Origin of the sequence: Streptomyces sp. CA2R106, assembly GCF_037034245.1 — a bacterium.
GTDB lineage: Bacteria > Actinomycetota > Actinomycetes > Streptomycetales > Streptomycetaceae > Actinacidiphila.
Window position 1 is genome coordinate 66,219 of the sequence record NZ_JBAGKC010000029.1, and the last position, 22,456, is coordinate 88,674.

Genomic DNA, 22,456 nt, shown 5'->3' on the forward strand with positions numbered 1-22,456 from the left:
GTGGCTCCGGCCCCGCGCTCCGACCCGCGGCGCCGCGAAGTTATCCACAGGCTGTGCGGGGAGCCGCACAGAAGTCGGGCGCGGCGGAGCATGATGGGGTCATGAACGAGATCACCGGGTCCGCCGTCGGGCCCATGTCGGAGACCGGCGCCATGCCGGCGTGGGAGACGCGGTTCCGCGCGCCCCGGGTGGGGCTGCCGGAGTGGGCCGAGGACGCCCCGGACCGCAGCCTGTTCGTGTCGAACGTCACGGGGACGTACGAGCTGTACGCGTGGGACCGCACCACCGGCGGCCGCCGCCAGGTCACCGACCGGCCGAACGGGACGACGGACGGCACCCTCAGCAGGGACGGCGCCTGGGTGTGGTGGTTCTCCGACACCGACGGCGACGAGTTCGGGGTGTGGATGAAGCAGCCGTTCGGCGGCGGCGACGACATACCGGCCGCGCCCGGCCTGCCCCCGTCCTATCCCGCGGGCCTCGCGCTGGGTGTCGGCGGGCTGGCCGTGATAGGCCGCTCCAGCGACGACGAGGGCACCTCCGTGCACGTCGTGCCCGCGGCCGGCGAGGCGTACGAGATCTACCGGCACCCGGAGTCCGCGGGCGTCGGCGACCTCTCCGAGGACGGCACGCTGGTCGTCATCGAGCACACCGAGCACGGCGACGCGATGCACAGCGCGCTGCGGGTGCTGCGCGTCTCCGACGGCAGTACCGTCGCCGAGCTGGACGACACCGACGGGGGCCGGCTGGAGCTGGGGCTGGACTGCCTCGGCTTCGCACCGGTGCCCGGCGACACCCGCCTGCTGGTCGGCCACCAGCGCACGGGCCGCTGGCTGCCGATGGTGTGGGACGTGGCCGGCGGCGAGCAGACCGAGCTGGCCTTCGACCTGCCCGGCGACGTGCACGCCGAGTGGTATCCGGACGGCTCCGCGCTGCTGGTGGTGCATGACTTCCACGCCCGCGGCGAGCTGTTCCGGTACGACCTGGCGGACGGCTCACTGACCCGGCTGGACACCCCGGCCGGCAGTGTGGGCGGGGCGACCGCGCGGCCCGACGGAAGCGTGGAGTACCTGTGGTCCTCGGCCGCGCAGCCGCCCGCGGTGCGCTCGACGGCGGGCGGGATCGTCCTGGAGGCGCCGGGGTTGCGTGCCCCGGAGTCGGTGCCGGTGGAGGACGTGTGGGTGGAGGGCCCGGGCGGGCCGATCCACGCCCTCGTGCAGCGGCCACCCCGCCCGGCCGGCGAGGAGGACGCGGCGCCGGCGCCGTTCCCGACGGTCTTCGAGATCCACGGCGGCCCCACCTGGCACGACTCGGACTCCTTCGCAGCGGGCCCGGCCGCCTGGCTCGACCACGGCTTCGCGGTCATCCGGGTCAACTACCGCGGCTCCACCGGATACGGCCGGGAGTGGACCGACGCCCTCAAGCACCGGGTCGGCCTGATCGAGCTGGAGGACATCGCGGCGGTGCGGCAGTGGGCGGTGGAATCCGGCCTCGCCGACCCCGCCCGGCTGGTCCTCACCGGCGGCTCGTGGGGCGGCTATCTGACCCTGCTCGGCCTCGGCACCCAGCCCGAGGCGTGGACGGTCGGCATCGCCGCGGTCCCCGTCGCGGACTACGCGACGGCGTACGCGGACGAGATGGAGGCACTCAAGGCCCTGGACCGCACCCTGTTCGGCGGTTCCCCGCAGGAGGTCCCGGACCGCTACGAGGCGTCCTCGCCGATCACCTACGTCGACAAGGTCGCCGCACCGGTCTACATCAGCGCGGGGATGAACGACCCGCGCTGCCCGATACGCCAGATCGACAACTACGTGGAGCGGCTGCGCGCCCTCGACAAGCCCCACGAGGTGTACCGGTACGACGCGGGACACGGCTCGCTCGTCGTGGAGGAGCGGATCAAGCAGGTCAGGCTGGAGCTGGCCTTCGCGCTACGCCACGTGGGCGGCTGACCCGACCGGCTCGGCGTCCCGGGTGCCCTCGGCCTGCCGGGTGCCCTCGGGGTCCGGCTCCCCCGGCTCGCCGTCCGCGGCGTGCGGGTCGGGGGCGGCGGGCCCGCCCGGCCGGCCGGAGCCGCCGGGTCCGCCCGGGCCGTCCGGTCCGTCCGGCTGGTCCGGGAGGATGCCGAGCGCGGCGTCGGCCCGCGCCTCGGCCTCCCTGCGGACGAAGCGGAACCACATGAAGACGACGAAGCCCGCGAAGACGAACCACTGCCCGGTGTAGCCGAGGTTCTGGAACGCCTTCAGGTCGAGGCCGCTGTTCGGCGCCGCCGCCGGGGGCACCGCGGTCAGCGGCTTCGCTGGGTGATTGGCGGTGATCCAGCCGTTGTAGACGGGGTAGGGCAGCACATTGACCAGGGAGGCGCCGCTGATGATGCCGATCTCGTCGGTGGGCAGCGCGCCGCTGGTGTCCACCCCGCTGGTCTCGGTGGTCTCGGGGTACTGCACGGCCCCGGTGACCGTGACCTGCCCGGCCGGCGGGGCCGGCACCCGGCCCTCGCGGGCGGCGTCGGCGGCCTTGCCCGGCAGCCAGCCGCGGACCACCGGGAGGGCGGCACCACCGGACAGGCGCAGCGGGGTGAGGACGTAGTAGCCGTCGTGGCCGTCGAGGAGGCGGTTCGGGACGAGGAGTTGGTGCGCGGTGTCGTAGCGGCCGGTGGCGCTGACGATCCGCCCGGTGTCGTCGCTGCCGACAGTGGCGTCGGTCGTGGGCAGCACCCGCGCCAGGGGCACGGGGGCCGCGGCGGCGGTGCGCTTCTCGTCGTGCTCGGCGGACTTGTGCTGTTCGACCCGCATGTCGAAGCGGCTCAGCTGCCAACTGCCCATGAACACGCAGACCGGCACGGCCAGCAGTGCGAGCAGGCTGACCGCCAGCCAGCGCGGGGTGAGCAGGAACCGGTACACGCCACCACGTTACGGTGCGGGCCCGGGCGGGCCGCAACCGCCCCCGGCGGATGGTCCGGGCCCGCGGCCGCGGTCGGCGCCGGTGCGGCGAACGGTCCTGCTCACGGGCCCGGACCGCCCTCGTACGGCCGGGGCCGCCCCGTACCGCCCCGTACCGCCGTGGGCCGCTGCGGGCCGCGGGCAGGCCCGCTACTGCTCGGCGCCGCCGGTCGACGCGGACTCGGCGATCGCGGCCGTCGTGTAGACGGTGCCCGCGCAGGCGCCCTGGATGACGGGACCGGTGACGACGGGCGCGCCCGCGGCCGGGGTGTGGTCCAGGGTGACGCTGGCCGGGGCCGTGGTCGGGGAGGCGCCGTCGGCGGACTGGACGCTGCCGCCGGACGAGCCCGAGCCGGTGCCCTGGTCGCTGCTCTGCGTGCCGGTCGCGGTGGGGGTCGCCGTCGAGGTGGTGGGCGAGGTCGTGGCGGCGGTGCACCCGCCGGTGCCGGTGGTCGGCACCCAGGCGAAGGCGACCTCGTACCCCTGTCCGGGGAGCAGCACGATCGGGGACTCGGACATGGTGGCGGGCAGACCGGAGGCCGGGTCGCCCACGGTGTGGCCGACGACCTGGATGGCGGCCTGGTCGGCCGAGCCGTGCGCCACGGCGCGGATCACGCCGGGGCTGGGCACGGTGCAGGAGCTGGCGGAGACGTTGCTGACGCGGAACCAGCCGTAGACGCGGCCGTCGGCGTCGGGGCTGCCGGCCTCGCTGACGCCCTGCCCGAGTTGGGTGCTGGAGCAGTCCGGCACCGCGGCGCCGGTGACGGGCGGGGTGGTGTGGTGGCCGGTCGACCGCCCGGACGGTGTGCGTGTGCCGTCCGGCGAGTGGGTGGCCTTGTCCGAAGGGTCCGCCTGGCCGCCCTTGTGGTGGCCGTCGGTGCCGGGGGCGAGCGAGTAGGAGCTGCCCACGCCGACCGGGGCGGCCGCGGTGTGGCCGGTGCGGTGGGCCACCCGCAGGACGGCGGGCACCGCCACGCAGACGAGCAGCGCCGCGGCCGCGGCACCGAGGATCGCCTGCCGGCGGCGCTGGCGGCGCATCGCTACGGCCCGCCGCAGGTGCTCCAGGGCGTCCGGGGAGGCGTGCAGCCCGTCCACGGCGCGGTGCATGAGGACGCGCAGCGCGGCCTCGTCCGCGGTGAGGCCGTCGTCCAGGCCGCCCTCGCCGTCGGCGCCGCCGGGCGTCACGTCGGGCGTGAACAGGGCGGCGGTGAGGGAGCGGACGGTCGCCGTGTCCTCGGAGGCGGCGAAGACGGAAGTGGCCGCAGTCGCGCTGTCGGCGCTGTCGCCGCCCGCGTCGGGCGCCGTCGGTGCCGGCTCCGCGGCCGAACCAGCCGAACCAGCCGGAGTGACCGGATCGGCCGGCTTCTGCTGCACGGTCGCGTCGTCCGGCTGCGCGTCGTGCGGGTCTCGGGGGGTCTGCTCGTCCATCTCGGGTGCGTCGTCGGGGCCTTCGGGGCCGTGGGTAGCGCGGGAACCGCCAGGGCCGGTGGGGCCGGTGGGGCCTTCGGGGTTCCGGGAGCCGTACGGAGGTGTCGTCATGACGCCGCCTCCATCGCGACACGCAGCGCGGCAAGGCCACGCGAACCGTACGCCTTCACCGAGCCGAGGGAAATCCCCAGGGTCTCCGCGACCTGGGCCTCGGTCATGTCGACGAAGTAGCGCAGCACGAGGACCTCGCGCTGGCGGCGCTGGAGCGTACGCATGGCCGCCTTGAGCTGGTCGCGCTCCAGGATCTCGTACGCGCCCTCCTCCGCACTGGCCATGTCCGGCATCGGCTTGGACAGCAGTTTGAGGCCGAGGATGCGGCGGCGCAGCGCCGAGCGGGAGAGGTTGACCACGGTCTGCCGCAGGTAGGCGAGGGTCTTCTCGGGGTCACGCACCCGGCTGCGCGCGGAGTGCACCCGGATGAACGCCTCCTGGACCACGTCCTCGCAGGAGGCGGTGTCGTCCAGCAGCAGCGCGGCCAGCCCGAGCAGGGAGCGGTAGTGGGCCCGGTAGGTCTCGGTGAGGTGGTCGACGGTGGTACCTGCGGCGGCCGTCGTCCCCGCGCCGTCGCGGCTCGCCACGTCGGCGTTCGCACCGGCCACCCGGACCGGCCACGGCGCGATCACCGGCAGCCCGCCGGTCGCCGTACGCGACGGCCGCGCAGGCGCGAGGGTGCCGCCGCGCCGCCCGAACCCCGTCTCGATACCCCATGCGTCCGCCACGCCAGTTGGACACGCATCCCCCCGCGAGGGTTGTACGCGCAAGGCACTTCGCTCGACGGAGTGCCACATATCGCCATGCGTACCAGCTCTTCCTCAATGCCGCGCACTGCCGCGTGCCGCCACGCGGTGCCCCACCTGCACCGACCGCCCCGGGCCGGCGCTCAGTGTGCACCACCCTAGGGGAACGCTGTGAACTCTCCGGCCCCGAGCGCCTCTACGGGTGTGCGTCGACACAAAGACGCTCCCCCGCGGCCGCCGGTTGCGGCCACGGGGGAGGGAATCGTCCGGCACCCGGGTCCGGGTCGGCACCGCGCCCGCGCTCAGCGGCCGGTGCCGCCGTACACGACCGCCTCGTCGCTGTCGCTGTCCAGCCCGAACGCCGAGTGCACCGCCTGCACCGCCGGCTTCACGTCGTCGATCCGGGTGACCACGGAGATGCGGATCTCCGAGGTCGAGATCAGCTCGATGTTCACCCCGGCGTTCGACAGCGCCTCGAAGAAGGTCGCGGTCACGCCCGGGTTCGTCTTCATCCCCGCGCCGACCAGCGACAGCTTGCCGATCTGGTCGTCGTAGCGCAGCGAGTCGAAGGCGATGACCGTCTGCGCCTTGGTGAGCGCCTCGATCGCCTTGTGCCCCTCGGCCTTCGGCAGCGTGAACGAGATGTCGGTCAGCCCGGTGGCCGCGGCCGACACGTTCTGCACCACCATGTCGATGTTGATCTCGGCGTCCGCGATCGCCCGGAAGATCGTCGCGGCCTCGCCCGGCTTGTCCGGTACGCCGACGACGGTGATCTTCGCCTCGGTCGTGTCGTGCGAAACGCCGGAGATGATCGCCTGCTCCACTGGCCTGTCTCCTTGGGGGGGTTCGTTGCTGACCCAGGTGCCCGGCAGCCCGGAGAACGAGGAACGGACGTGGATCGGGATGTTGTAGCGGCGGGCGTACTCCACACAGCGGTGCAGCAGCACCTTCGAACCGGAGCTGGCCAGCTCCAGCATGTCCTCGAAGGCGATCCAGTCCATCTTGCGGGCCGTCTTCACCACCCGCGGGTCGGCGGTGAACACCCCGTCGACGTCCGTGTAGATCTCGCACACCTCGGCGTCCAGCGCCGCGGCCAGCGCCACCGCCGTGGTGTCGGACCCCCCGCGCCCCAGCGTCGTGATGTCCTTCTTGTCCTGCGAGACGCCCTGGAAGCCGGCCACGATCGCGATGTTGCCCTCGTCGAGCGCGGTCCTGATCCGGCCCGGCGTCACATCGATGATCCGCGCCTTGTTGTGCACGGAGTCGGTGATCACACCGGCCTGGCTGCCGGTGAAGGACTGCGCCTCGTGGCCGAGGTTCTTGATCGCCATCGCCAGCAGCGCCATCGAGATACGCTCACCGGCGGTCAGCAGCATGTCGAACTCGCGCCCCGACGGGATCGGCGAGATCTGCTCCGCGAGATCGATCAGCTCGTCGGTCGTGTCGCCCATCGCCGACACCACGACGACCACGCGGTGGCCGGCCTTCTTGGTGTCCACGATCCGACGGGCGACCCGCTTGATGCCTTCGGCATCGGCGACTGAGGAGCCGCCGTACTTCTGCACGACAAGGCCCACGTGCGCTCCTCGCTCAGGGTGGATCACGGGTGAATGCGGTCGGCCCATTTTAACGAGCCCCTGCCGACCGCCCCGCCCTTATCACATGCTGAGACGCGAGGTTCACCAGTTGATCAGTTCGGCACCGTGGATCTCGGCCGCGCCCGGCCCGCCCCCGCTAGTCCCGGACCGCCCGGCAGCAGACCGCCCACCCGTCAGCGGCGGCCCCGGCGGCGCAGCCCCATCGTGCCCAGCTCCGCCTCCATCACCCGGCCCGCCTCCCGCGCCAGCTGCTCCTCGTCCTCGTCGGTGCCCGTGTCCAGGCCGTCCAGCTCGTCCAGCGGGCTGTCCTGCCGTACGTGCGCCACCAGCGACTGGAGCGCCCGCAGCGACGCGCTCACCGTCAGCCCCCAGCTCGACAGGTAGGAGAACTGCCACCACCACAGTGCCTCCGACACCCGGCCGGCCCGGAAGTGGCTCAGGCCGTGCGCCAGGTTCGCCACCACATCGGCCAGGTCGTCGGAGATACGGCACGCCACCGGCGTCGAGCGCGGCACGTACGGGTCGAAGACCTCCGAGTACACGTCGATCGGCTCCAGCAGCGTGGCCAGCCGCTGCCGCAGGTCGTCCTCGTCGGGCTCCGGCCCGGCGTCCGGCTCGTACCGCTCGTCCGGCACGATGTCCTCGTGCGCGCCGAGCCGCCCGCCGGCCAGCAGCAGCTGCGAGACCTCCAGCAGCAGGTACGGCACCGCGCTGTCCGGGTCGTCGCCCTTGGCGACCTCGCGGACCGAGAGGATGAAACTCTCGATCTGGTCGCTGATCTGGACGGCGAACTCGTCCGGCTCCTGCGGCACCGGGATCGGCCCCGGGGCGTCCGGCCGGCCCAGGCCACCGGCCTCGCCCGCGCCCGCCCCGACACCAGCACTGACGCCGGCACCGGCACCCGCGCCCTTGCCCGTCGCGCCTGCTCCCGTCACGCCCACGTTCCCACCGCTCCCGTCTCGGTCCTCGCCCACCGTCGCATCAGACATCCAGCAACCGCCTTCCCTCGAAGGCCCGCCCCAATGTCACCTCGTCCGCGTACTCCAGGTCGCCGCCCACCGGGAGCCCGCTGGCCAGCCGCGTGACCCGCAGCCCCATGGGCTTGACCATGCGGGCCAGATAGGTCGCCGTCGCCTCGCCCTCGAGGTTCGGGTCGGTGGCCAGGATCAGCTCGGTGACGGTGCCGTCCGCGAGACGGGCGAGCAGTTCCCGTATCCGCAGGTCGTCGGGGCCGACGCCCTCGATCGGGCTGATCGCCCCGCCCAGCACGTGGTACCGCCCGCGGAACTCCCGGGTGCGCTCGACCGCCACCACGTCCTTGGGTTCCTCGACCACGCAGATCACCGCCGGGTCGCGCCGCGGGTCGCTGCACACCCGGCACTTCTCCTCCTGCGCGACGTTCCCGCAGACCGCGCAGAACCGCACCTTCGCCTTGACCTCGGACAGCGCGTGCGCCAGCCGCCGGACGTCGGCCGGGTCGGCCTGGAGGATGTGGAAGGCGATCCGCTGCGCGCTCTTGGGACCCACACCGGGCAGTCTGCCCAGCTCGTCGATCAGGTCCTGCACCACGCCTTCGTACACGCCGTGCCTTCCTTCGGGGTTCGGTTCGGGGGGTTCGTGGTTTCGGGGGTGGTTTCGGGGGGTTCTGGGGGTTCAGGGGGCCGGGCGCCGAGGTCCAGGCGCCGGGGCGCGGGGCTCGGGGCTCGGGCGACCGCTCAGCCGGCCCGCGAGGTCAGAACGGCAGCCCGGGCATCCCGCCCAGCCCCTGCGCGAGCGGGCCGAGCTTGTCCTGCTGGAGCTTCTGCGCCGCCTCGTTCGCGTTGTGCACCGCGGCCACCACGAGGTCGGCGAGGGTCTCGGTGTCGTCGGGGTCGACCGCCTTCGGGTCGATGACCAGCCCGCGCAGCTCGCCCGAACCCGTCACCGTCGCCCGGACCAGGCCGCCGCCCGCCGAGCCGTCCACCGTCGTTTCGGCCAGCTCCTGCTGGGCCGCCGCGAGGTCCTGCTGCATCTTCTGCGCCTGCTGGAGCAGCGCCTGCATGTTCGGCTGACCACCACCGGGGATCACGGAATCGCTCCTGCCTGTGCCGTCGGTCGTCCACGCCCGAAAACCCTGCGGCTCCACGGGCGGCTACGGGACTGCCGAGTGTTTTACCTGACAGGGCGAGCCTACGTGCTCGTACGGCCCAGCGCCCTACGCCGTACGGAGGATCGGCGCGGCGCACGCCCCTCCCCCGGTCGCACGCGCGCCCGTACCGGCGCCGTAGCCCTGCCCGCAGGACGTAACGCGTACGTGCGAGCCGTACGTGTGCCAGCGGCCCGTACGCACGCCGGGCGCGGGCTCCGGTCGTACGGCCCCGCGCTCAGTCGTTGGTGATCTCCTCGATGACGGTCGCCCCGAGGCCCTTGATGAACAGGTCGTGGCCACTGAGCACGGTGCCGACCAGGTCGGGGTCGTCGTCCTCGGGGATGTCGTCCTCGAGCGGCGGGGGCTCGTCGAAGGGGTCGGACGGGTCCAGGCCTGGGCCGCCCGGGCCGCCGGGGCCCGGCGCAGGGGCGCCGCCGTGGCCTTCCCGGCGCGGTGCGGGCGGGGCGGGCACGGTCTGGGCCGACTGGGCGGTGCGGGCCGGTGCGTACGCGGCTGCGCCGCCGGGTGCGCCGCCCTGGCCGTACGGTGCCTGGCCGGCGGGGGGCAGGCCCTGGCCCTGCGGCCGGCCCGGTCCGGCGCCGCCGCCCTGGCCGCCCGGCCCCGGGCCCTGCTGCGCCGGGCCGCCGGGAGCCTGCGGCCGCTGCGGGCCGCCTCGGCCACCGCCGCGCGCGTCGCCGCCACCGCCGCCACCGCCCGGGTCCACGAGGGTCTCGATCTTCCACCGCGCCCCGGTCACCGTGCCGATCGCCTGCTTCAGTACGTCCTCGCTGTCGCCGTTGGCGAAGCTGTTGCGGGCGCCGGGGTTGTCGAAGCCGAGTTGCAGCGTCTCCCCGTCGAAGCCGACCACCCGGGCGTTGTTGAGCAGCAGAATCCAGGTGAGGCGGCGGTGCTTGACCGCCTCCAGGATCTGCGGCCACAGCTCGCGGACGCGGGTCGGGTCGCCGAGGGGGGCGCTGGGCGCGGCGGGGGCGGCGGCCGGCGGGGTCTGCTGGTGCTGCGGCGGGGGCGGGGTTGAGCCCGCCGGTCGCGAGGGGCCGGCCGTGGTCGGCCACGCGCCCGGGCGGGGGGACCCGTTGGCCGGAGCGGCCGGGGGCACCTGGGCCGCCGGGGCCGCCGGGGCTCCCGGGGCGGCGGCCGTCGGCCACGCGCCCGGGCGGGGGGCCTCGGGTGCGGCGGGGGCCGGTGCCGGTTCAGGGGCCGGGTGCTGCTGGTGCGGTGCTTCCGGCGCGGGGGGTACGGGCGCGGCTGCGGGCGCCGGGGTGGGGGGTACGGGCGCGGCTGCGGGCGCCGGGGTGGGGCTCGGCGCGGGCGCGGGGGGTACGGGGGCCGGTGCGGGTGCCGACGGGCCCGCCGCCGTACGGCCCAGCGCCGCCCGCGCCGCGGCCGCACCGGACGGACCCGCCGGACCGGCCGGTGCGCCGCCGGGTGCCGCGCCCCCTCCGTACGCCGGGCCCCCTGGGTACGCCGCATCGCCGGCGGGCGCCGCGGGGGCACCGCCGCCGAGGCTGACGCCGCGCTCCAGCCGTTCCAGCCGCGCCTGCAACGAGCGCTCGTCGTCGTACGCGGCGGGCAGCAGCACCCGGGCGCAGATCAGCTCCAGTTGGAGCCGGGGGGAGGTCGCGCCGCGCATCTCGGTCAGCCCGGTGTTGACCAGGTCGGCCGCGCGGCTCAGCTCGGCGGCGCCGAAGACCGACGCCTGCGCCTGCATCCGCTCGACCACGTCCCGGGGCGCGTCGATCAGCCCCTTCTCCACGGCGTCCGGCACGGCCGCGATGATCACCAGGTCGCGCAGCCGCTCCAGCAGGTCCGTGACGAACCGGCGCGGGTCGTGCCCGCCCTCGATCACCCGGTCCACGATCCCGAAGACCGCCGCGCCGTCGCCCGCCGCGAACGCGTCCACCACCTCGTCGAGCAGCGCGGCGTCCGTGTAGCCGAGCAGCGCGGTGGCCATGGCGTACGTCACACCGTCCGCACCCGCGCCGGCCAGCAGCTGGTCCATCACCGACATCGAGTCGCGCACCGAGCCGGCGCCGGCCCGCACCACCAGCGGGTAGACCCCGTCCTCGACCTGGATCGCCTCGCGCCCGCACACCTCGGCGAGGTAGTCCCGCAGCGTCCCCGGCGGCACCAGCCGGAACGGGTAGTGGTGCGTACGCGACCGGATCGTGCCGATGACCTTCTCGGGCTCGGTCGTCGCGAAGATGAACTTCAGGTGCTCCGGCGGCTCCTCGACCACCTTCAGCAGCGCGTTGAACCCCGCCGACGTGACCATGTGGGCCTCGTCGATGATGTAGATCTTGTACCGGCTCCCGGCCGGCCCGAAGAACGCCTTCTCGCGCAGGTCACGGGCGTCGTCCACACCGCCGTGCGACGCCGCGTCGATCTCGATCACGTCGATCGACCCCGGGCCGTTGCGTGCCAGGTCCCGGCAGGACCGGCACTCCCCGCACGGCGTCGGCGTCGGCCCCTGCTCGCAGTTCAGACAGCGGGCCAGAATCCGCGCGCTGGTCGTCTTGCCGCAGCCCCGCGGCCCGCTGAACAGGTACGCGTGGTTGACCCGGTTGTTGCGCAGCGCCTGCTGCAACGGGTCCGTGACGTGCTCCTGCCCGATGACCTCGGCGAAGGTCTCCGGGCGGTAGCGGCGATACAGGGCAAGTGACACGCCTCCGAGGGTATCCGGGCCCACCGACACCGCGCCCCACCCCGAGCTCCCCCACCTCGTTTCGGCACCCCGCCCCAGCCCTTCGGCCGCCCCGCCCCGCGCCCCGGACCCGCCCCAGCCCGGCCCGGCCCGGCCCCGGACATGCAAAGACCCCTCACGCACCCGCCAGAGCTCACCTACCCTTGCTGCCTTCCGGCCCTGGGGGAGTTCAGCGAGATAGCGCCACGCGAGGGGCTGCGCCCACCCTACCCCACCCCCCACCCGGCGAACGAGTTCGCAACCACCCCCCACCACCCTGTAATGTCTCCCCCGGAGGATTCGCCTAGTGGCCTAGGGCGCACGCTTGGAAAGCGTGTTGGGGGCAACCCCTCACGAGTTCGAATCTCGTATCCTCCGCACTTGCCTGAACAGGCAAAACGATGCGGCCCCGCTGTGATCAGCGGGGCCGCATCGTTGTCCGCTCAGCCGCCGTTGTCCTGGTTTTTGTCCACAGGGGGTGCGGCGGGGCGTCCCCAGATGGCTTCGGCGATCTTCTGTGCGACGTCCTTGAGCATGGCGTCGGGCACGTGCAGGTAGCGCGCGCGCATGCTCGCGGACGTGCCCGGCTCCCACCCCATGATCTGATCAATGACGCGGGCGGGGACACCGAGCAGCATGAGCACCGTTGCGGCGGTGTGCCGCGCGTCGTGCAACCGGCCGTCCCGGACCCCCGCATCCCCCAGCAGCCGCTTCCAGTCGTGGTAGTCCGTGTTCGGACTCAGCGGGCCGCCCAGCGGTTTGGTGAACACGTACTCCGACTCGGTCCACAGGTCGCCGGCCGCCTTGCGCTCCCGCTGTTGCGTCTCCGCGTGTGCGCGGAGCATCGACACCAGCGGGCCGGGCAGGGGGACGGCGCGGCGGCCAGCGCGGGACTTGGTGTTCTTCGTCTCGCGGCGGGTCTGCACCCTGTTCGGGCAGTAACCCGCTTTCCGGCCGCACTGGGAGCTCTCCGGGCATCCGTGCTTGTACTTGGGCCGTAGCCGGTTCCGCCGGAGCTTCAGATATTCGTTGTCCAGATCGACGTCAGACCAGCGCAGTCCGAGCGTTTCGCCCTGACGTAGTCCGAGCGCCAATGCCAGCATCCAACGGGCGCTGTTTCGGCGCTTGTTGGCTTCCAGCAAAAGGCGCTGGACCTCTTCCACGGAGTACGGCTCGACCTCGGATTCGTCCTCTTCCACCCGTGGCGGCTTAGCGAGGCTGGCCGCATTCTTCGCCGCGTAGCCGCGCCGTGCCGCCTCACCCAACGCCGTATGGGCCGTTCGGTGGGCCTGGTGAGCCGTACTGGCCTTCCGTTCACCGCTCGCCTGCATTCGGCGGTACAGACTCTCAAGGTGCTCCGGCTGCAAACGGTCAAGGCGGTGCTTGCCGATGCCGGGAACGAGGTGCACACGAACGGCAACCTCGTACCCGTCGTAAGTGTTCTCACTGACCGTCGGTTTGGCGATGTTCTCCACCCAGTGTTCAAGCCACTTACCAACCGTCCACGGCTTGCCCGGCTGTTGCGCCGATCCCGCGTCTCGCTGCCTCTCCAATTTCTTGACAGCTTCCACCAGGAGAGGGCGCGTCTTGCGGGTGATGTGGCGGCGGTACGGCTCCCCGTTGTCCTTGTAACCCATGGGCACGCGGGCGTGCCAACGACCGTCTGCCCCGAGGTAGATCGCGGATTCGCCGTTGGCACGACGAGTGCCTTTCTTCTTCTCCTCTGCCATGGGCAGACTCCTGTATTCGTGCGTGTCGGGATGGAGCCGGGGCGGCGGGCTGTCCTGTCCGGGAGCGCCGCCCCGGGGTGGTCAAGCTGCGTGGTGGTTGGTGCGGAGACGGGTGACGTAGGCGGCCGGCGCATCGGCGGGTACGCGGCGGAGGGTGCCCACGGAGACCGACTCCAAGGCGCCCGTGCGGATGAGCCTGTAGCAGGTGGTGCGGCCGATACGGAGGCGGCGGGCGGCTTCCTCAACGGTGAGGAGGACAAGCTCCCCGTCTGCCTCGGCGGATTCGGTGACGATGGCGGTGGTCACTGCGACTCCTCTTGGTCTGGACGCGGACCGTGCCCCGCGGCGGTGGTGGCGTGGGGGCGCGGCGGGGTGTGGCGTGTCTGTCCGAGGTGTGGATTTCTGCGTCACAGCGTCACGTGCGTCATTCAGCGCTGTGACCTGCGATTTTGTGTGACGCAGGGGTGCGGGTGTGCGTCATCGCTGCGTCACGGGGTGCGTCACGGCGTGACGCAGGTGACGCAGCGGTGACGCAGGGCGGGCCGTCTGCGTCACGGTCTTTCCCGCAGGTGGGAGGCGGTTTTTCGGGCCGTGTGACGCAGGTGACGCAGCGTCTTCCCTCTTAGGACAAGAGAGGGGGTGTCTGTAGTCGTTGCGCGCGGCTCAGGGCGTGAGGAAGGGGCCGCTTCGCGGCGCGACCTTTGGGCGGCCCAGGGGCCGAACAGCAAGAAGAGCACCCGCTCGCGGCGCGCCCGGTGCTCTTCTTGCTTGTCCGGCCCTGGCGGTGGTCTCAGAACGCCGCCTGCTGCTTCGGTCACGCGGGCGGGGCGGGGCGGGTGAGTTCGAGGTAACGCCCCTCCCGCGTACGGCCGCTGTCCATGAGGACACCACGGGCCGCGAGGGTGGGTTGGAGGCGCTTGAGGCGGTCCGAGAGGACCTTTCCGGTCGTCGGCCACCCTTTGGGCAGGGGGCGGCAGTCCTCACCGCTGTAGAGGCGGCTCAGAGCGTGCAGCCACTCGGTGGAGGTCATGCGCTGCTCGCTGCCCGGGGCCATGCTCTCGGCGTGGAGAAGGACGGTCTGCGCCAGCAGGTCGCCTTCGATCACGTCGTCGTTCAGGTCGTCCAGGCTCGCCCGGTAGGCGCGCAGGGCCCCGAGCCCGGTGGCGGCGTCGAGCTGGGCGCACAGGTGCGCGAAGTCCGCCATCCGCAGGTCGGTAGGCGTCTCCGCGACAACGGCGCGAACCTTGACGGTCAGGTCCAGCAGGGACCCGAGCACGACCGGCAGCGCCTCTTCGTACTCCGCCCACAACTCCGCCTCGGTACGGCGGACCCGGGGCCGCTCCAACCGCAGCGGCAGCAGCCGTTCGGCCAGGTCCGGCCGTATGACCCCGACATCGATCCCGGTCAGCAGCAGCGGGCGGCGGTAGCCGACACGGAAGACATCCCCGTTGGTGAACAGGGACCGCTTGACGTTCTCCGCGCCGGTCACGATGCAGCACATCGCATCCGACAGGTCCGGCGTCATGTGGGACAGGTTGTCCAGCGCGGTGACCCACCCGGCCGCCACCGCGGTGATGAGGTTCTCCTCATCCTTCGGCGCGCGCCGCAGGTCCCCGCTCATACCCTCGATGATCCGGATGAGCATCCGCCCGCCGGTGGACTTCCCCGCGCCCTGCGGGCCGGTGAGGAACGGCGCCGGCACCGGCACCCCCGGCGCGAGGCAGCCGATCAACCACGCGATCGCCAGGCACTCGGTCTCCGCGCCGGCGAAGTTGCACAGGCCCAACAGCAGATCGATGCCCTTGCCGTCCGTGTCCCTCGCGGGCAAGGGGAGTTCCCCGGTGAGCTGGGTACGGCGCCAGCACACTTCCCGCGGGTCCGGGACCGTGATGTCCCATCCGGTGGGGTGGATACGGACCGACCGGCCGTCGTCGCGCCCGAGGTCCAGCCACGTCGCACCGTCGAACCCGGGGGCCACACGGATGTGGACCGGCTGCACGTCCTCGGACAGGGCAAGTGCTTCGATCAGGTCCAACGCCTCCTTCAGCGCGGTGCCGTTGAAGACGCCCACGTGGTCGCGGTGCATGTCCACCATGAGTTCCTGGCGGTGGCTGCCGGTGGCGCCCTGGGAGCGGATCGGCCGGGCCACCGGGTGGCCGTTGCGCTGCGCGTACACGGTGCCGTCGGCGGTGCGGAAGTACCGGAAGTGCGCCTGTGCGTAGTCAGCGATGACCTGCCGGGCCGGGTCCTTCTCATCCTCCGACACCGCTCACACCCCCACCCGGGCCCGGGCGTTGGCCCACGCGTCCGAGCAGTGCCGGGCACTCTCGCCCTTGGACTGCGCGGCGGTGAACAACCGGCCGACGTGGTGGTCGGTGAGGCATCCGCACCGCCCGTGCGCGGACAGCACCGCGAGGAAGGTGCGGTAGACCGTGGCGTGCACGGCGTTGGGGGCGGCGGTGATGGTCTGCTCCGCCATCGTGATCCCCCGCTCCAAGTAGCCGGGGCTGCGGTGCGGGCAGCAACCCGCGCCCCCCGCCGGCACCGCGGCGGCAACGGGCCGGACCACGGCCGGCTTCCTGACGGCCAGACCACGCACGGTGTCCGGGAGGCCGGTGAGAGTGCCGGAGCCGGGCCCGAGCCACCGGGCGTAGGACAGGGACGATTTGATGTCCACCCCGTCCCTGACCGCGTTGGCCGACGGCATGGCACCGCGGTAGATCCAGTGCTCGCCGCGCGTCGTGCGAACGGTCCGGGTGGCGGGCAGGTGGGCGCGGGCCCAGGTGATCGCGTCGGCGTGGTCAAGGTCCACGACCGTCAGGCCGGCACCGCCCGGGTGGTACGCAACGGCCGCGGCGTCCCGCCATGCCGACCGCCAGGCCAGAGAGCCGATCACAGCGGGGTCGGTGCTGGCGGCGGCCCATCCGTGGCAGGGGTGCGGGCAGGTGCAGGGGCCGGGGGTCTTCATGTTCGGCCGCCCACCGCACGCGTTCCGCACGCACGCGGGGCAGTTCCCGACAGGGACCTTGCCGGCGCGCAGCGGCAGCACGGGCACGCCGACACCGGCCAGGGCGAGGGCCGCGGACAGCAGCGCGGAGCGGGTCGGTTGGGTCATGCTGGTGTCTCCAGTTCCGTTGATGGGTGCTGGTTGCCGGGGCGGCCTGCGGACTTTGGCGAGACGGCAGGCCGCCCCGGGCGGGGTCAGGACGCGGTGATGCGGGCGCGTCGGCTCGGGGTCTCGCGGGCGGTCAGCGGGGGCCGGGTACCGGCGTGGTAGTCGCCGGCCGGTCCGTTCTGCTGCACGGGCCCGTTCATGAGCGGGACGTGCTGTTCCCATCCGCGCTCGGTGGGTTCGCGCCAACGGCGACTCATGCGGGGATCTCCTGACGGGTCTCGGTGGTGGCGCACGGCACGCAGGTGCCGAGCGAGGGTGGAATGACGTATCCGCGATCGCGCCGGCAGGTGGGGCAGGTGCGGCGGGCGCGCATCATCGCCGCGTGCGAGCGCCACCGGCCCGCCGTCATGGGTTGGACCGGTCGGGCGCTGGCGGGGTCGTAGAGGGAGGCGGTGCGCCATCCGCCGCGGTGGCGGGCTTTGCGGGAGCGCCAGCGCAGTTCGGCGACGACTTCGGCGCGGGCGGCGCTCAGGCCGGCGGCGCGGAGTTGGGTACGGGTCATCAGGCCGTGCGGGGCGCAGCGGTAGCGGTAGACGGGCAGAGCGGGCACGGGCGGTATCCCTCCTGCATTATTACGGTGTGTGATGGGGAGGGAGGCGAAGGGGGGTCTTGAAACTCGCGTTTCCCGGGGTTTTCGCAGGTCCGAGACGTGCGCCTCCCCGCCTCCCCCGATGGGCTTCCTCGCAGATGGGTGCGGGGGAGGCAGGGTGGGGGAGGCGGTCGGGGAGAACTCCCCGCCTCCCCGGTCGCCTCCCCCGCGAGTTGGTTACTCTGCGTCGATATTGGTCGGGTCGGTGTCGGCGTCCTCGGTGAGGGCGTCGCGGACCATGGCGCGGTCGACGACCATCTGTCCGTGGGACTTGCGCACGGCGCCGTGCGGGTCGAGCACGCGGCGCAGGTCGATGAACGTCCAGCCGCTGTACTCGCGCAGGTTGAGTGCGGCCAGGCGTTGCAGGACTTCCTGGGTGCGCATCCGTTCCTGTTCGCCCAGCACGGTGTTGATGTCGGCGAGGTGATCGACCGGCTGTCCGGCCGGCACGACCGGCGCGGACGGCGTGATGCCCTCGCGCAGCGCCAACGCCCGCTGAACCACGGGCGTGACCTGGTCGGCGCTGGTGTCCTTGCGGACGTAGTAGGTGCGCAGCAGCTCGAACGTGTTCTTGGTGAAGCCGACGGTCAGGGTGGTGCCGACATCCTCGGCGGGGCTGAGGGTGGTGGCGGTGATGCCGGCGCGGTGCTTGCCGGTGCCGAGCAGGCCGTCGTTGGCGACGTGGTCGCCGACGGCGAACGCCGCGCGGTGGGAGGTGTTGCGGGTGACGTCCTTCGGGATGCTGTCCGCGGTCGGGGAGACCGTGACCCAGATCAGGGTGATGCCGAGCTTGCGGGCCTTCTTCATCACCTTGATGGCCAGCTCAGCGGCTTCCTCGCCGTACTTCTTGTGCATGAACAGCTCGTGGCACTCATCGAACACCACCACGCGCGGGCGCATCCGCGGGTCCCGCTCGGCCAGTTCCCGGGTCAGCTTCGGGTCGTCCCCGCCCAGCTCGGCGAGGAGCTTGCCGCGCTCGGTGACCTCGTCCCGCAGGTCCCGCAGCGCTTCGAGTGCGGCCTCGATCTGCTCGTCTTCATCGCCCTTGACCAGGGTCCGCAGCCGCGGCTTCATCGGGTCGTAGTCGATGTTGTAGGCCATGACGTACACGTCGATGTCGACCAGCGGATCGAGCATCGCCCCGAGCAGCAGGGCCACGGTCAGGGACGACTTACCCGTCCCCATGATCCCGCCGATCATGTAGTTGGCGGCCATGAGCTTGCCGAACACCGGCTCTCCGCGCTGGGAGACACCGACCGGCACGCCCTTGAAGTAGTCGCCGGTGCCCTCGGTCAGCAGTGGCCACGGCGGGACGGGCCCGGACAGCGACCCCTGGTCGGCGACCCACAGGTCCATGACGCCCGGCTGGTCGCGCGGCTCGGTCGGCCACACCTCCACCGGCAGCCTGAGCAGGTTGTGGGCCAGGATCTTCTTGGTGCCGTTGACCATCTCCACGGTGACGCCCATCGGCAGTTGCAGCCGGGTGTGGTAGCCGTTGCCCAACCTGACGGTCGGGGAGACCCAACGCGGCTGCCACCCTTCCTTGAACGCCTTGTTCATGCTGGCGATACCCAGGTTCCGCAGCGCGTCCAGGATTGCGCCCTCATCGGGCACCACGTCCCGCTTGTCCTGCTCGGATGCGGGCAGCGCCCAGCGGGGTGCGGCCTGCCCGCGCCGGCCGGTGTTCCACAGCGCCAGCACGACCATCCACGGGCCCAGCACGGTGACCGGCCCCCAGACGAGGGCGGCAAGCCAGACCAGGGTGCGCACCACGTCGATGGTGAACATGACGGGGGCGATGACCTGCGTGACGTCGTGCTCGGCGATGGCCAGCACCGTGCCCAGCGCCAGCAGACTCCCGGCGGCGCCGGCGGTGCCGACCGCGGCGGACTTCACCATCCGCGGGCCGGAGGCGAGCAGGTCCATGCGCCGCTTGTGGCGCTGCTCGCGGAACTTCGCCGCGCGCTCCTCCCATTCCAGGGCGGCTTCGTGCTGGCCGGCGGCCTCAGCCGAACGCATCATCCGCTCATGCCGGGCCACGGTCCGGCCGTCCCAGGTCCGTTTGGCCACGATCCTGGTTCCGCCGACCACGTAGGCGCCGTGCCGCAGGGCCAGTCGGACCCCGTTCTTGGTCCGGTCATGCGTGACGACGTGCAGCGTCACACCCGCGGCACGCCGCACCCGCCCTCGCGCGTCACGCGACACACCTGCCTTGGGGGCGGTGTCGGCGGGCGGGATGACGGTCCCTTCCAGCACCGTGCGCGGCCCCTCGTCGGGCGGCGGCGCGGAGTCGGCCGCGGCGGTCGAGGGCGCGGTTTTGGTCAGATCAGGGGGCGTGCGGGGAAGACGAGTGTGGATGTCGATGATCTCGGTCATGCTGATGGTCCCTGCGCTTTCTGCATGGGGAGCGGTAGGGGCCCGGGCCGGCCGGTGTCTTGGCGGATGTGCGGCCGACCCGGGGCGAACTCACTTCTCGGCCGCGGCGGCGGCCTTCTCGGCGCGCTTGCGGGCGCCGTCGAGGATGCGGTCCAACTTCTTCTGCAAGTCGCTCTGGTCGACCTGCTCGCCGGCCAGACCGCGCTTGGTCATCCGCGCGATCAGCCACGCGACCTTCGCCGCTTCGGCACCGGTCAAGGGCGGGTCATTCGGGTGGGTCTGGATCATGGGATCTCCAGGTGAGGGCCCAACTCCCCTCTTATGAAGGGAAGTTGCAGAATCTATGGCTAGCGATATACGGTCCGTGATCTCTGCACGTCTGTGATCTTCGAGAGGCACGCCGTAGTGATGACGCACGCCCGCATGGCCCCGCCGTCCCTAGTCCGTGGAGCTGCGGCGGTCGTGGTGGCGATAGCCGTCGTCATGGTCGGCGGGATGGCTACACCGGCCGCGGCAGCAAGCCCAGAGAAATGCATCCTGTTGGACACGCCCGCCGGTGCTGCGGTGGGCACTCCGCTGGATTCCACGGCGGCATAGCGTCAGGGCTTGCGGAGTGCGGTGGCGATGAGGTGGGCGGGGTGACCGTGGATCATGTGATCCACGCACTCCGGGCAGTCCTCGCGAGGCGCGAGGTGCGCGTGTACCCGGCGGGAGTCGTAGGCGTGCTGCCAGCACTGCCGGCACTGGCCGCGGGGCGGCTTGGTCGCGTCGGCCACCAGCTCACCGCCCCCGGCCGGAGCGGATGTCGCGGTAGATGCCGTAGACGACCAGCGCCACCAACGCGATGCACGCGGCGGCGATGGCCAGCGCCATCGCCGCGAACGCCACGGTGATCATGAGCATCGACGCGCCGACACCGATGGCGAGCCACTTCCCGGCGGCGCCGGCGGTGGAAGGCTGCTGCACGGCCACCGGCGCGGGCGGCGGGGTGCTGGGCTGCTGCTGGGCCTGGATGAGCTGGGCGGTCTGGATCGCGGTGAGGATCATCGCGAACTGCTCGCCCTGCTTCGCGGACGCGACCGCTTCCGCGGACGCCTTGTCCAGGTCGGACATGGGGACGTGCCTCCGTTCATGGCGGGGTGATCAGGGTTAAGGGGCGGGGGTCAGCCGGTGAAGGTGGCCGCGGCGGTCAGGCGCTTCCATGACGCGCGCAGCCGCATCTCCGACGCGGAGTGCCCGGCGGCCCGAAAGCGGCCGGCCAGTTCGCGGTAGGAGGGGGGCGGGGTCTGGTCGGTGAGGATCTGACCGACGATCCGGTCCAGGTCGGCATCCGACAAGGCAGGGGCTTCCAGAGCGGCCGGCAGGGGCTGTACCGGGCCCCACACCGGCAGCTCCCACCCGTCTGTGACGCCCGTGACGGGGGCCGTCACGCTGGCCAGCGCCGCGGCGGTCGCCTCTTGGGTGCGGGCGGTGTTGAGGACTTCCCACGCGGTGGACAGTGCCGCGGCGGTCTCGGCTTGGACCCGGGCGACGCGTGCGCCGGCCTCGGTCACCGCCAGCAGCCGGGTCTGTTCGGTGGCGGCGTCGGCCCGCAGCCGGGCGCGGGCGACCGCGGCGTCATCGCGGGCTTCCTGCTGGATACCGGCGATCATGTCCAGCGCGTCGCGGGTCAGTGCGGTGCGCTCCCACAGGCCGTGCACCAGCCACAGCGCCTTCGCAGCGATCGGCAGCCACGACACCGCCAACCAGGCGCCGGTGTCGGTCGGGGCGGTCACCGCGTGCGCGAGCAACACGGCGGTCGCTACCGCGCCGAAACCCCACCCGACACGGGTCACGCCCGCGGAGTGGTCGCCCTGCGCGGCGAGGCGCCGTTCGTAGGCGAGGGTGGCCAGCCAGCCGCCGTCCAGCCCGAGACCGACCACGCCCGCGACGGGCCAGGGCATGGCCTGACCGAGCCACATCACGACCACGGCCAGCGTGAGCACCATGGACACTGCCGTCATCGCGACCGCGGGCAGCACGGTGAGGAGCTTCTTGAGCGTGCGCTTCATCGTCGGTCACCTCCCGTGCGCGACGGGCGGATACGGGAGCCAGGAACAGCGGGTGTACGGCCGGTGTCGGCGACCGCGTCGACCACGATCACGACGACCAGCAGCCGCACCGGCACGCCGGGGTGAAGACCCATCAGCCAGGCGAGGCCGGCGAACACGGCCAGCAGCCGCAAGCGGCGCAGGGCCAGAAAGAGCGGGCGGGTGGTGGTCATGCCGCCGCCCCCCGACGGGTCTTGCGGCGCGGGCGGGCGGCCGGGCGGGGCGCGGGGGCCAGCGCCAGCAGCTCCGGCATGGTGCTGATCGTGTCGGCGAGCAGCGCGATGCTGCCCGTGTACAGGGCGGGGTCGTCGGCGAGGATGTCGGCCGCGGCCGCCTCACGGGCCGCGCGCTCCGTGTCGCTCTCGCCCGGCACACCCAGCCACAAGTCCAGCGGGGTGCCCAGGGCCAGTTCGAGGAACTCGCCGGTGCTGTCGGCCCGGTGCGGGCCGATGTAGTGGTGCTGCATGGGGAGATCTCCCAACAGGAGGTAAGGGGCCCGGGCCGGCCGGTGTCATGGCGGATGTGCGACCGGCCCGGGCCGCGGTGAAGGTGGAGGTGCGAGCGCCCCGGGCCCGATCCCATCGGGCACCCTCACGGCGTGGATGCCGGGGCTTTGGTGCAGGTCAGACCTTGCTGTCAGGCTCACCGCGAGCAGCGGTGTAGGCAGCAGAGCAGCGCGCGCACAGATCGCCGATCACGTCATCGGGGCCGATGTACAGGTGCTCGCCGCAGTAGTAGCCGCCGCAGCAGTACTCGTCTCCGCCCGGTGTTTCGCCGCACAGGCAGGCAAGTCCGCGGTCGATCTGCTCGGTACAGCCCGGCTCTTCGCAGACGGCTTCGACGCCGTAGCCCGCTTCGATCTCCTCGCCGTTGCGCATGACGGTGTAGTAGGCGTAGCCCATGTGCCT

23 protein-coding genes, 1 tRNA gene and 1 other RNA gene are annotated in these 22,456 nt (G+C 72.6%); 2 read left to right on the forward strand and 23 right to left on the reverse strand.

What is annotated here, in order from left to right; translation table 11 throughout:
* Positions 1-101 precede the first annotated feature (101 nt).
* Complete coding sequence (locus tag WA788_RS29460) at positions 102-1,946, forward strand: S9 family peptidase (RefSeq protein WP_335982415.1); 1,845 nt, start codon at positions 102-104, stop codon at positions 1,944-1,946.
* Here the strand turns inward: WA788_RS29460 and WA788_RS29465 are convergent.
* The 9 genes from WA788_RS29465 to ffs form a co-directional block, all read right to left on the reverse strand.
* On the reverse strand, positions 1,926-2,897 hold the full coding sequence (locus WA788_RS29465) for an SURF1 family protein (protein WP_335982416.1): 972 nt from the start codon (positions 2,895-2,897) through the stop codon (positions 1,926-1,928). The genes WA788_RS29460 and WA788_RS29465 overlap by 21 nt on opposite strands.
* A gap of 189 nt (positions 2,898-3,086) precedes the next feature.
* Positions 3,087-4,475: a hypothetical protein gene (locus WA788_RS29470; RefSeq protein WP_335982417.1), complete on the reverse strand. Its 1,389-nt coding sequence runs from the start codon at positions 4,473-4,475 to the stop codon at positions 3,087-3,089.
* Positions 4,472-5,143: a SigE family RNA polymerase sigma factor gene (locus tag WA788_RS29475; RefSeq protein ID WP_435127784.1), complete on the reverse strand. Its 672-nt coding sequence runs from the start codon at positions 5,141-5,143 to the stop codon at positions 4,472-4,474. Before WA788_RS29475 ends, WA788_RS29470 begins: the two co-directional genes overlap by 4 nt.
* 320 nt (positions 5,144-5,463) lie before the next feature.
* Positions 5,464-6,738, reverse strand: coding sequence for an aspartate kinase (locus WA788_RS29480; RefSeq protein ID WP_202234598.1), 1,275 nt, complete (start codon positions 6,736-6,738; stop codon positions 5,464-5,466).
* Between the two features lie 194 nt (positions 6,739-6,932).
* The gene (locus WA788_RS29485) at positions 6,933-7,577 is read right to left on the reverse strand and encodes a DUF5063 domain-containing protein (RefSeq protein ID WP_335982477.1); all 645 of its coding nucleotides are present in this window, start codon (positions 7,575-7,577) and stop codon (positions 6,933-6,935) included.
* 163 nt (positions 7,578-7,740) lie between these two features.
* Positions 7,741-8,340, reverse strand: a complete 600-nt coding sequence (recR, locus tag WA788_RS29490) for a recombination mediator RecR (protein WP_335982420.1) — start codon at positions 8,338-8,340, stop codon at positions 7,741-7,743.
* Between the two features lie 151 nt (positions 8,341-8,491).
* A complete protein-coding gene (locus tag WA788_RS29495; RefSeq protein WP_335982422.1) occupies positions 8,492-8,827 on the reverse strand; it encodes a YbaB/EbfC family nucleoid-associated protein in 336 nt (111 codons plus the stop codon).
* A 295-nt stretch (positions 8,828-9,122) separates the two neighbouring features.
* Positions 9,123-11,570, reverse strand: coding sequence for a DNA polymerase III subunit gamma and tau (locus WA788_RS29500; RefSeq protein WP_335982424.1), 2,448 nt, complete (start codon positions 11,568-11,570; stop codon positions 9,123-9,125).
* A gap of 142 nt (positions 11,571-11,712) precedes the next feature.
* An RNA gene (gene ffs / locus WA788_RS29505) (signal recognition particle sRNA small type) lies at positions 11,713-11,809 on the reverse strand.
* Positions 11,810-11,881: 72 nt separating this feature from the next.
* Here ffs and WA788_RS29510 point away from each other — a divergent pair.
* Positions 11,882-11,966 (forward strand) — tRNA-Ser (locus tag WA788_RS29510).
* 65 nt (positions 11,967-12,031) lie between these two features.
* Here the strand turns inward: WA788_RS29510 and WA788_RS29515 are convergent.
* From WA788_RS29515 to WA788_RS29580, 14 genes are all read right to left on the reverse strand, one after another.
* On the reverse strand, positions 12,032-13,318 hold the full coding sequence (locus WA788_RS29515) for a tyrosine-type recombinase/integrase (RefSeq protein ID WP_335982426.1): 1,287 nt from the start codon (positions 13,316-13,318) through the stop codon (positions 12,032-12,034).
* A gap of 81 nt (positions 13,319-13,399) precedes the next feature.
* Positions 13,400-13,624 (reverse strand): helix-turn-helix domain-containing protein, encoded by a 225-nt coding sequence (locus WA788_RS29520; protein ID WP_335982428.1) that lies wholly within the window; start codon positions 13,622-13,624, stop codon positions 13,400-13,402.
* A gap of 508 nt (positions 13,625-14,132) precedes the next feature.
* The gene (locus WA788_RS29525; RefSeq protein ID WP_335982429.1) at positions 14,133-15,584 is read right to left on the reverse strand and encodes an ATP-binding protein; all 1,452 of its coding nucleotides are present in this window, start codon (positions 15,582-15,584) and stop codon (positions 14,133-14,135) included.
* A 3-nt stretch (positions 15,585-15,587) separates the two neighbouring features.
* Complete coding sequence (locus WA788_RS29530) at positions 15,588-16,433, reverse strand: bifunctional DNA primase/polymerase (protein WP_335982431.1); 846 nt, start codon at positions 16,431-16,433, stop codon at positions 15,588-15,590.
* 86 nt (positions 16,434-16,519) lie between these two features.
* Positions 16,520-16,690 (reverse strand): hypothetical protein, encoded by a 171-nt coding sequence (locus tag WA788_RS29535; RefSeq protein ID WP_335982433.1) that lies wholly within the window; start codon positions 16,688-16,690, stop codon positions 16,520-16,522.
* Positions 16,687-17,043 carry an RRQRL motif-containing zinc-binding protein gene (locus tag WA788_RS29540; protein ID WP_335982435.1) on the reverse strand — a complete coding sequence of 119 codons (357 nt, stop codon included), beginning with the start codon at positions 17,041-17,043 and terminating at the stop codon, positions 16,687-16,689. The genes WA788_RS29535 and WA788_RS29540 overlap by 4 nt, the downstream gene beginning before the upstream one ends.
* Before the next feature lie 216 nt (positions 17,044-17,259).
* On the reverse strand, positions 17,260-19,458 hold the full coding sequence (locus WA788_RS29545) for a cell division protein FtsK (protein WP_335982437.1): 2,199 nt from the start codon (positions 19,456-19,458) through the stop codon (positions 17,260-17,262).
* 90 nt (positions 19,459-19,548) lie between these two features.
* Positions 19,549-19,746 (reverse strand): DUF6257 family protein, encoded by a 198-nt coding sequence (locus WA788_RS29550; RefSeq protein WP_335982439.1) that lies wholly within the window; start codon positions 19,744-19,746, stop codon positions 19,549-19,551.
* A gap of 311 nt (positions 19,747-20,057) precedes the next feature.
* Positions 20,058-20,234 (reverse strand): pRL2-8, encoded by a 177-nt coding sequence (locus tag WA788_RS29555; protein ID WP_335982440.1) that lies wholly within the window; start codon positions 20,232-20,234, stop codon positions 20,058-20,060.
* A gap of 4 nt (positions 20,235-20,238) precedes the next feature.
* Positions 20,239-20,571: a hypothetical protein gene (locus WA788_RS29560; RefSeq protein ID WP_335982441.1), complete on the reverse strand. Its 333-nt coding sequence runs from the start codon at positions 20,569-20,571 to the stop codon at positions 20,239-20,241.
* Positions 20,572-20,621: 50 nt separating this feature from the next.
* Positions 20,622-21,509, reverse strand: coding sequence for a protein spdB (locus tag WA788_RS29565; protein ID WP_335982442.1), 888 nt, complete (start codon positions 21,507-21,509; stop codon positions 20,622-20,624).
* Entirely contained in the window at positions 21,506-21,721 is a 216-nt protein-coding gene (locus tag WA788_RS29570; protein WP_335982444.1) for a hypothetical protein, read from the reverse strand. Before WA788_RS29570 ends, WA788_RS29565 begins: the two co-directional genes overlap by 4 nt.
* Positions 21,718-22,014, reverse strand: coding sequence for a hypothetical protein (locus WA788_RS29575; protein ID WP_335982446.1), 297 nt, complete (start codon positions 22,012-22,014; stop codon positions 21,718-21,720). The genes WA788_RS29570 and WA788_RS29575 overlap by 4 nt, the downstream gene beginning before the upstream one ends.
* A gap of 157 nt (positions 22,015-22,171) precedes the next feature.
* Entirely contained in the window at positions 22,172-22,450 is a 279-nt protein-coding gene (locus WA788_RS29580) for a hypothetical protein (RefSeq protein ID WP_335982448.1), read from the reverse strand.
* Positions 22,451-22,456 lie beyond the last annotated feature (6 nt).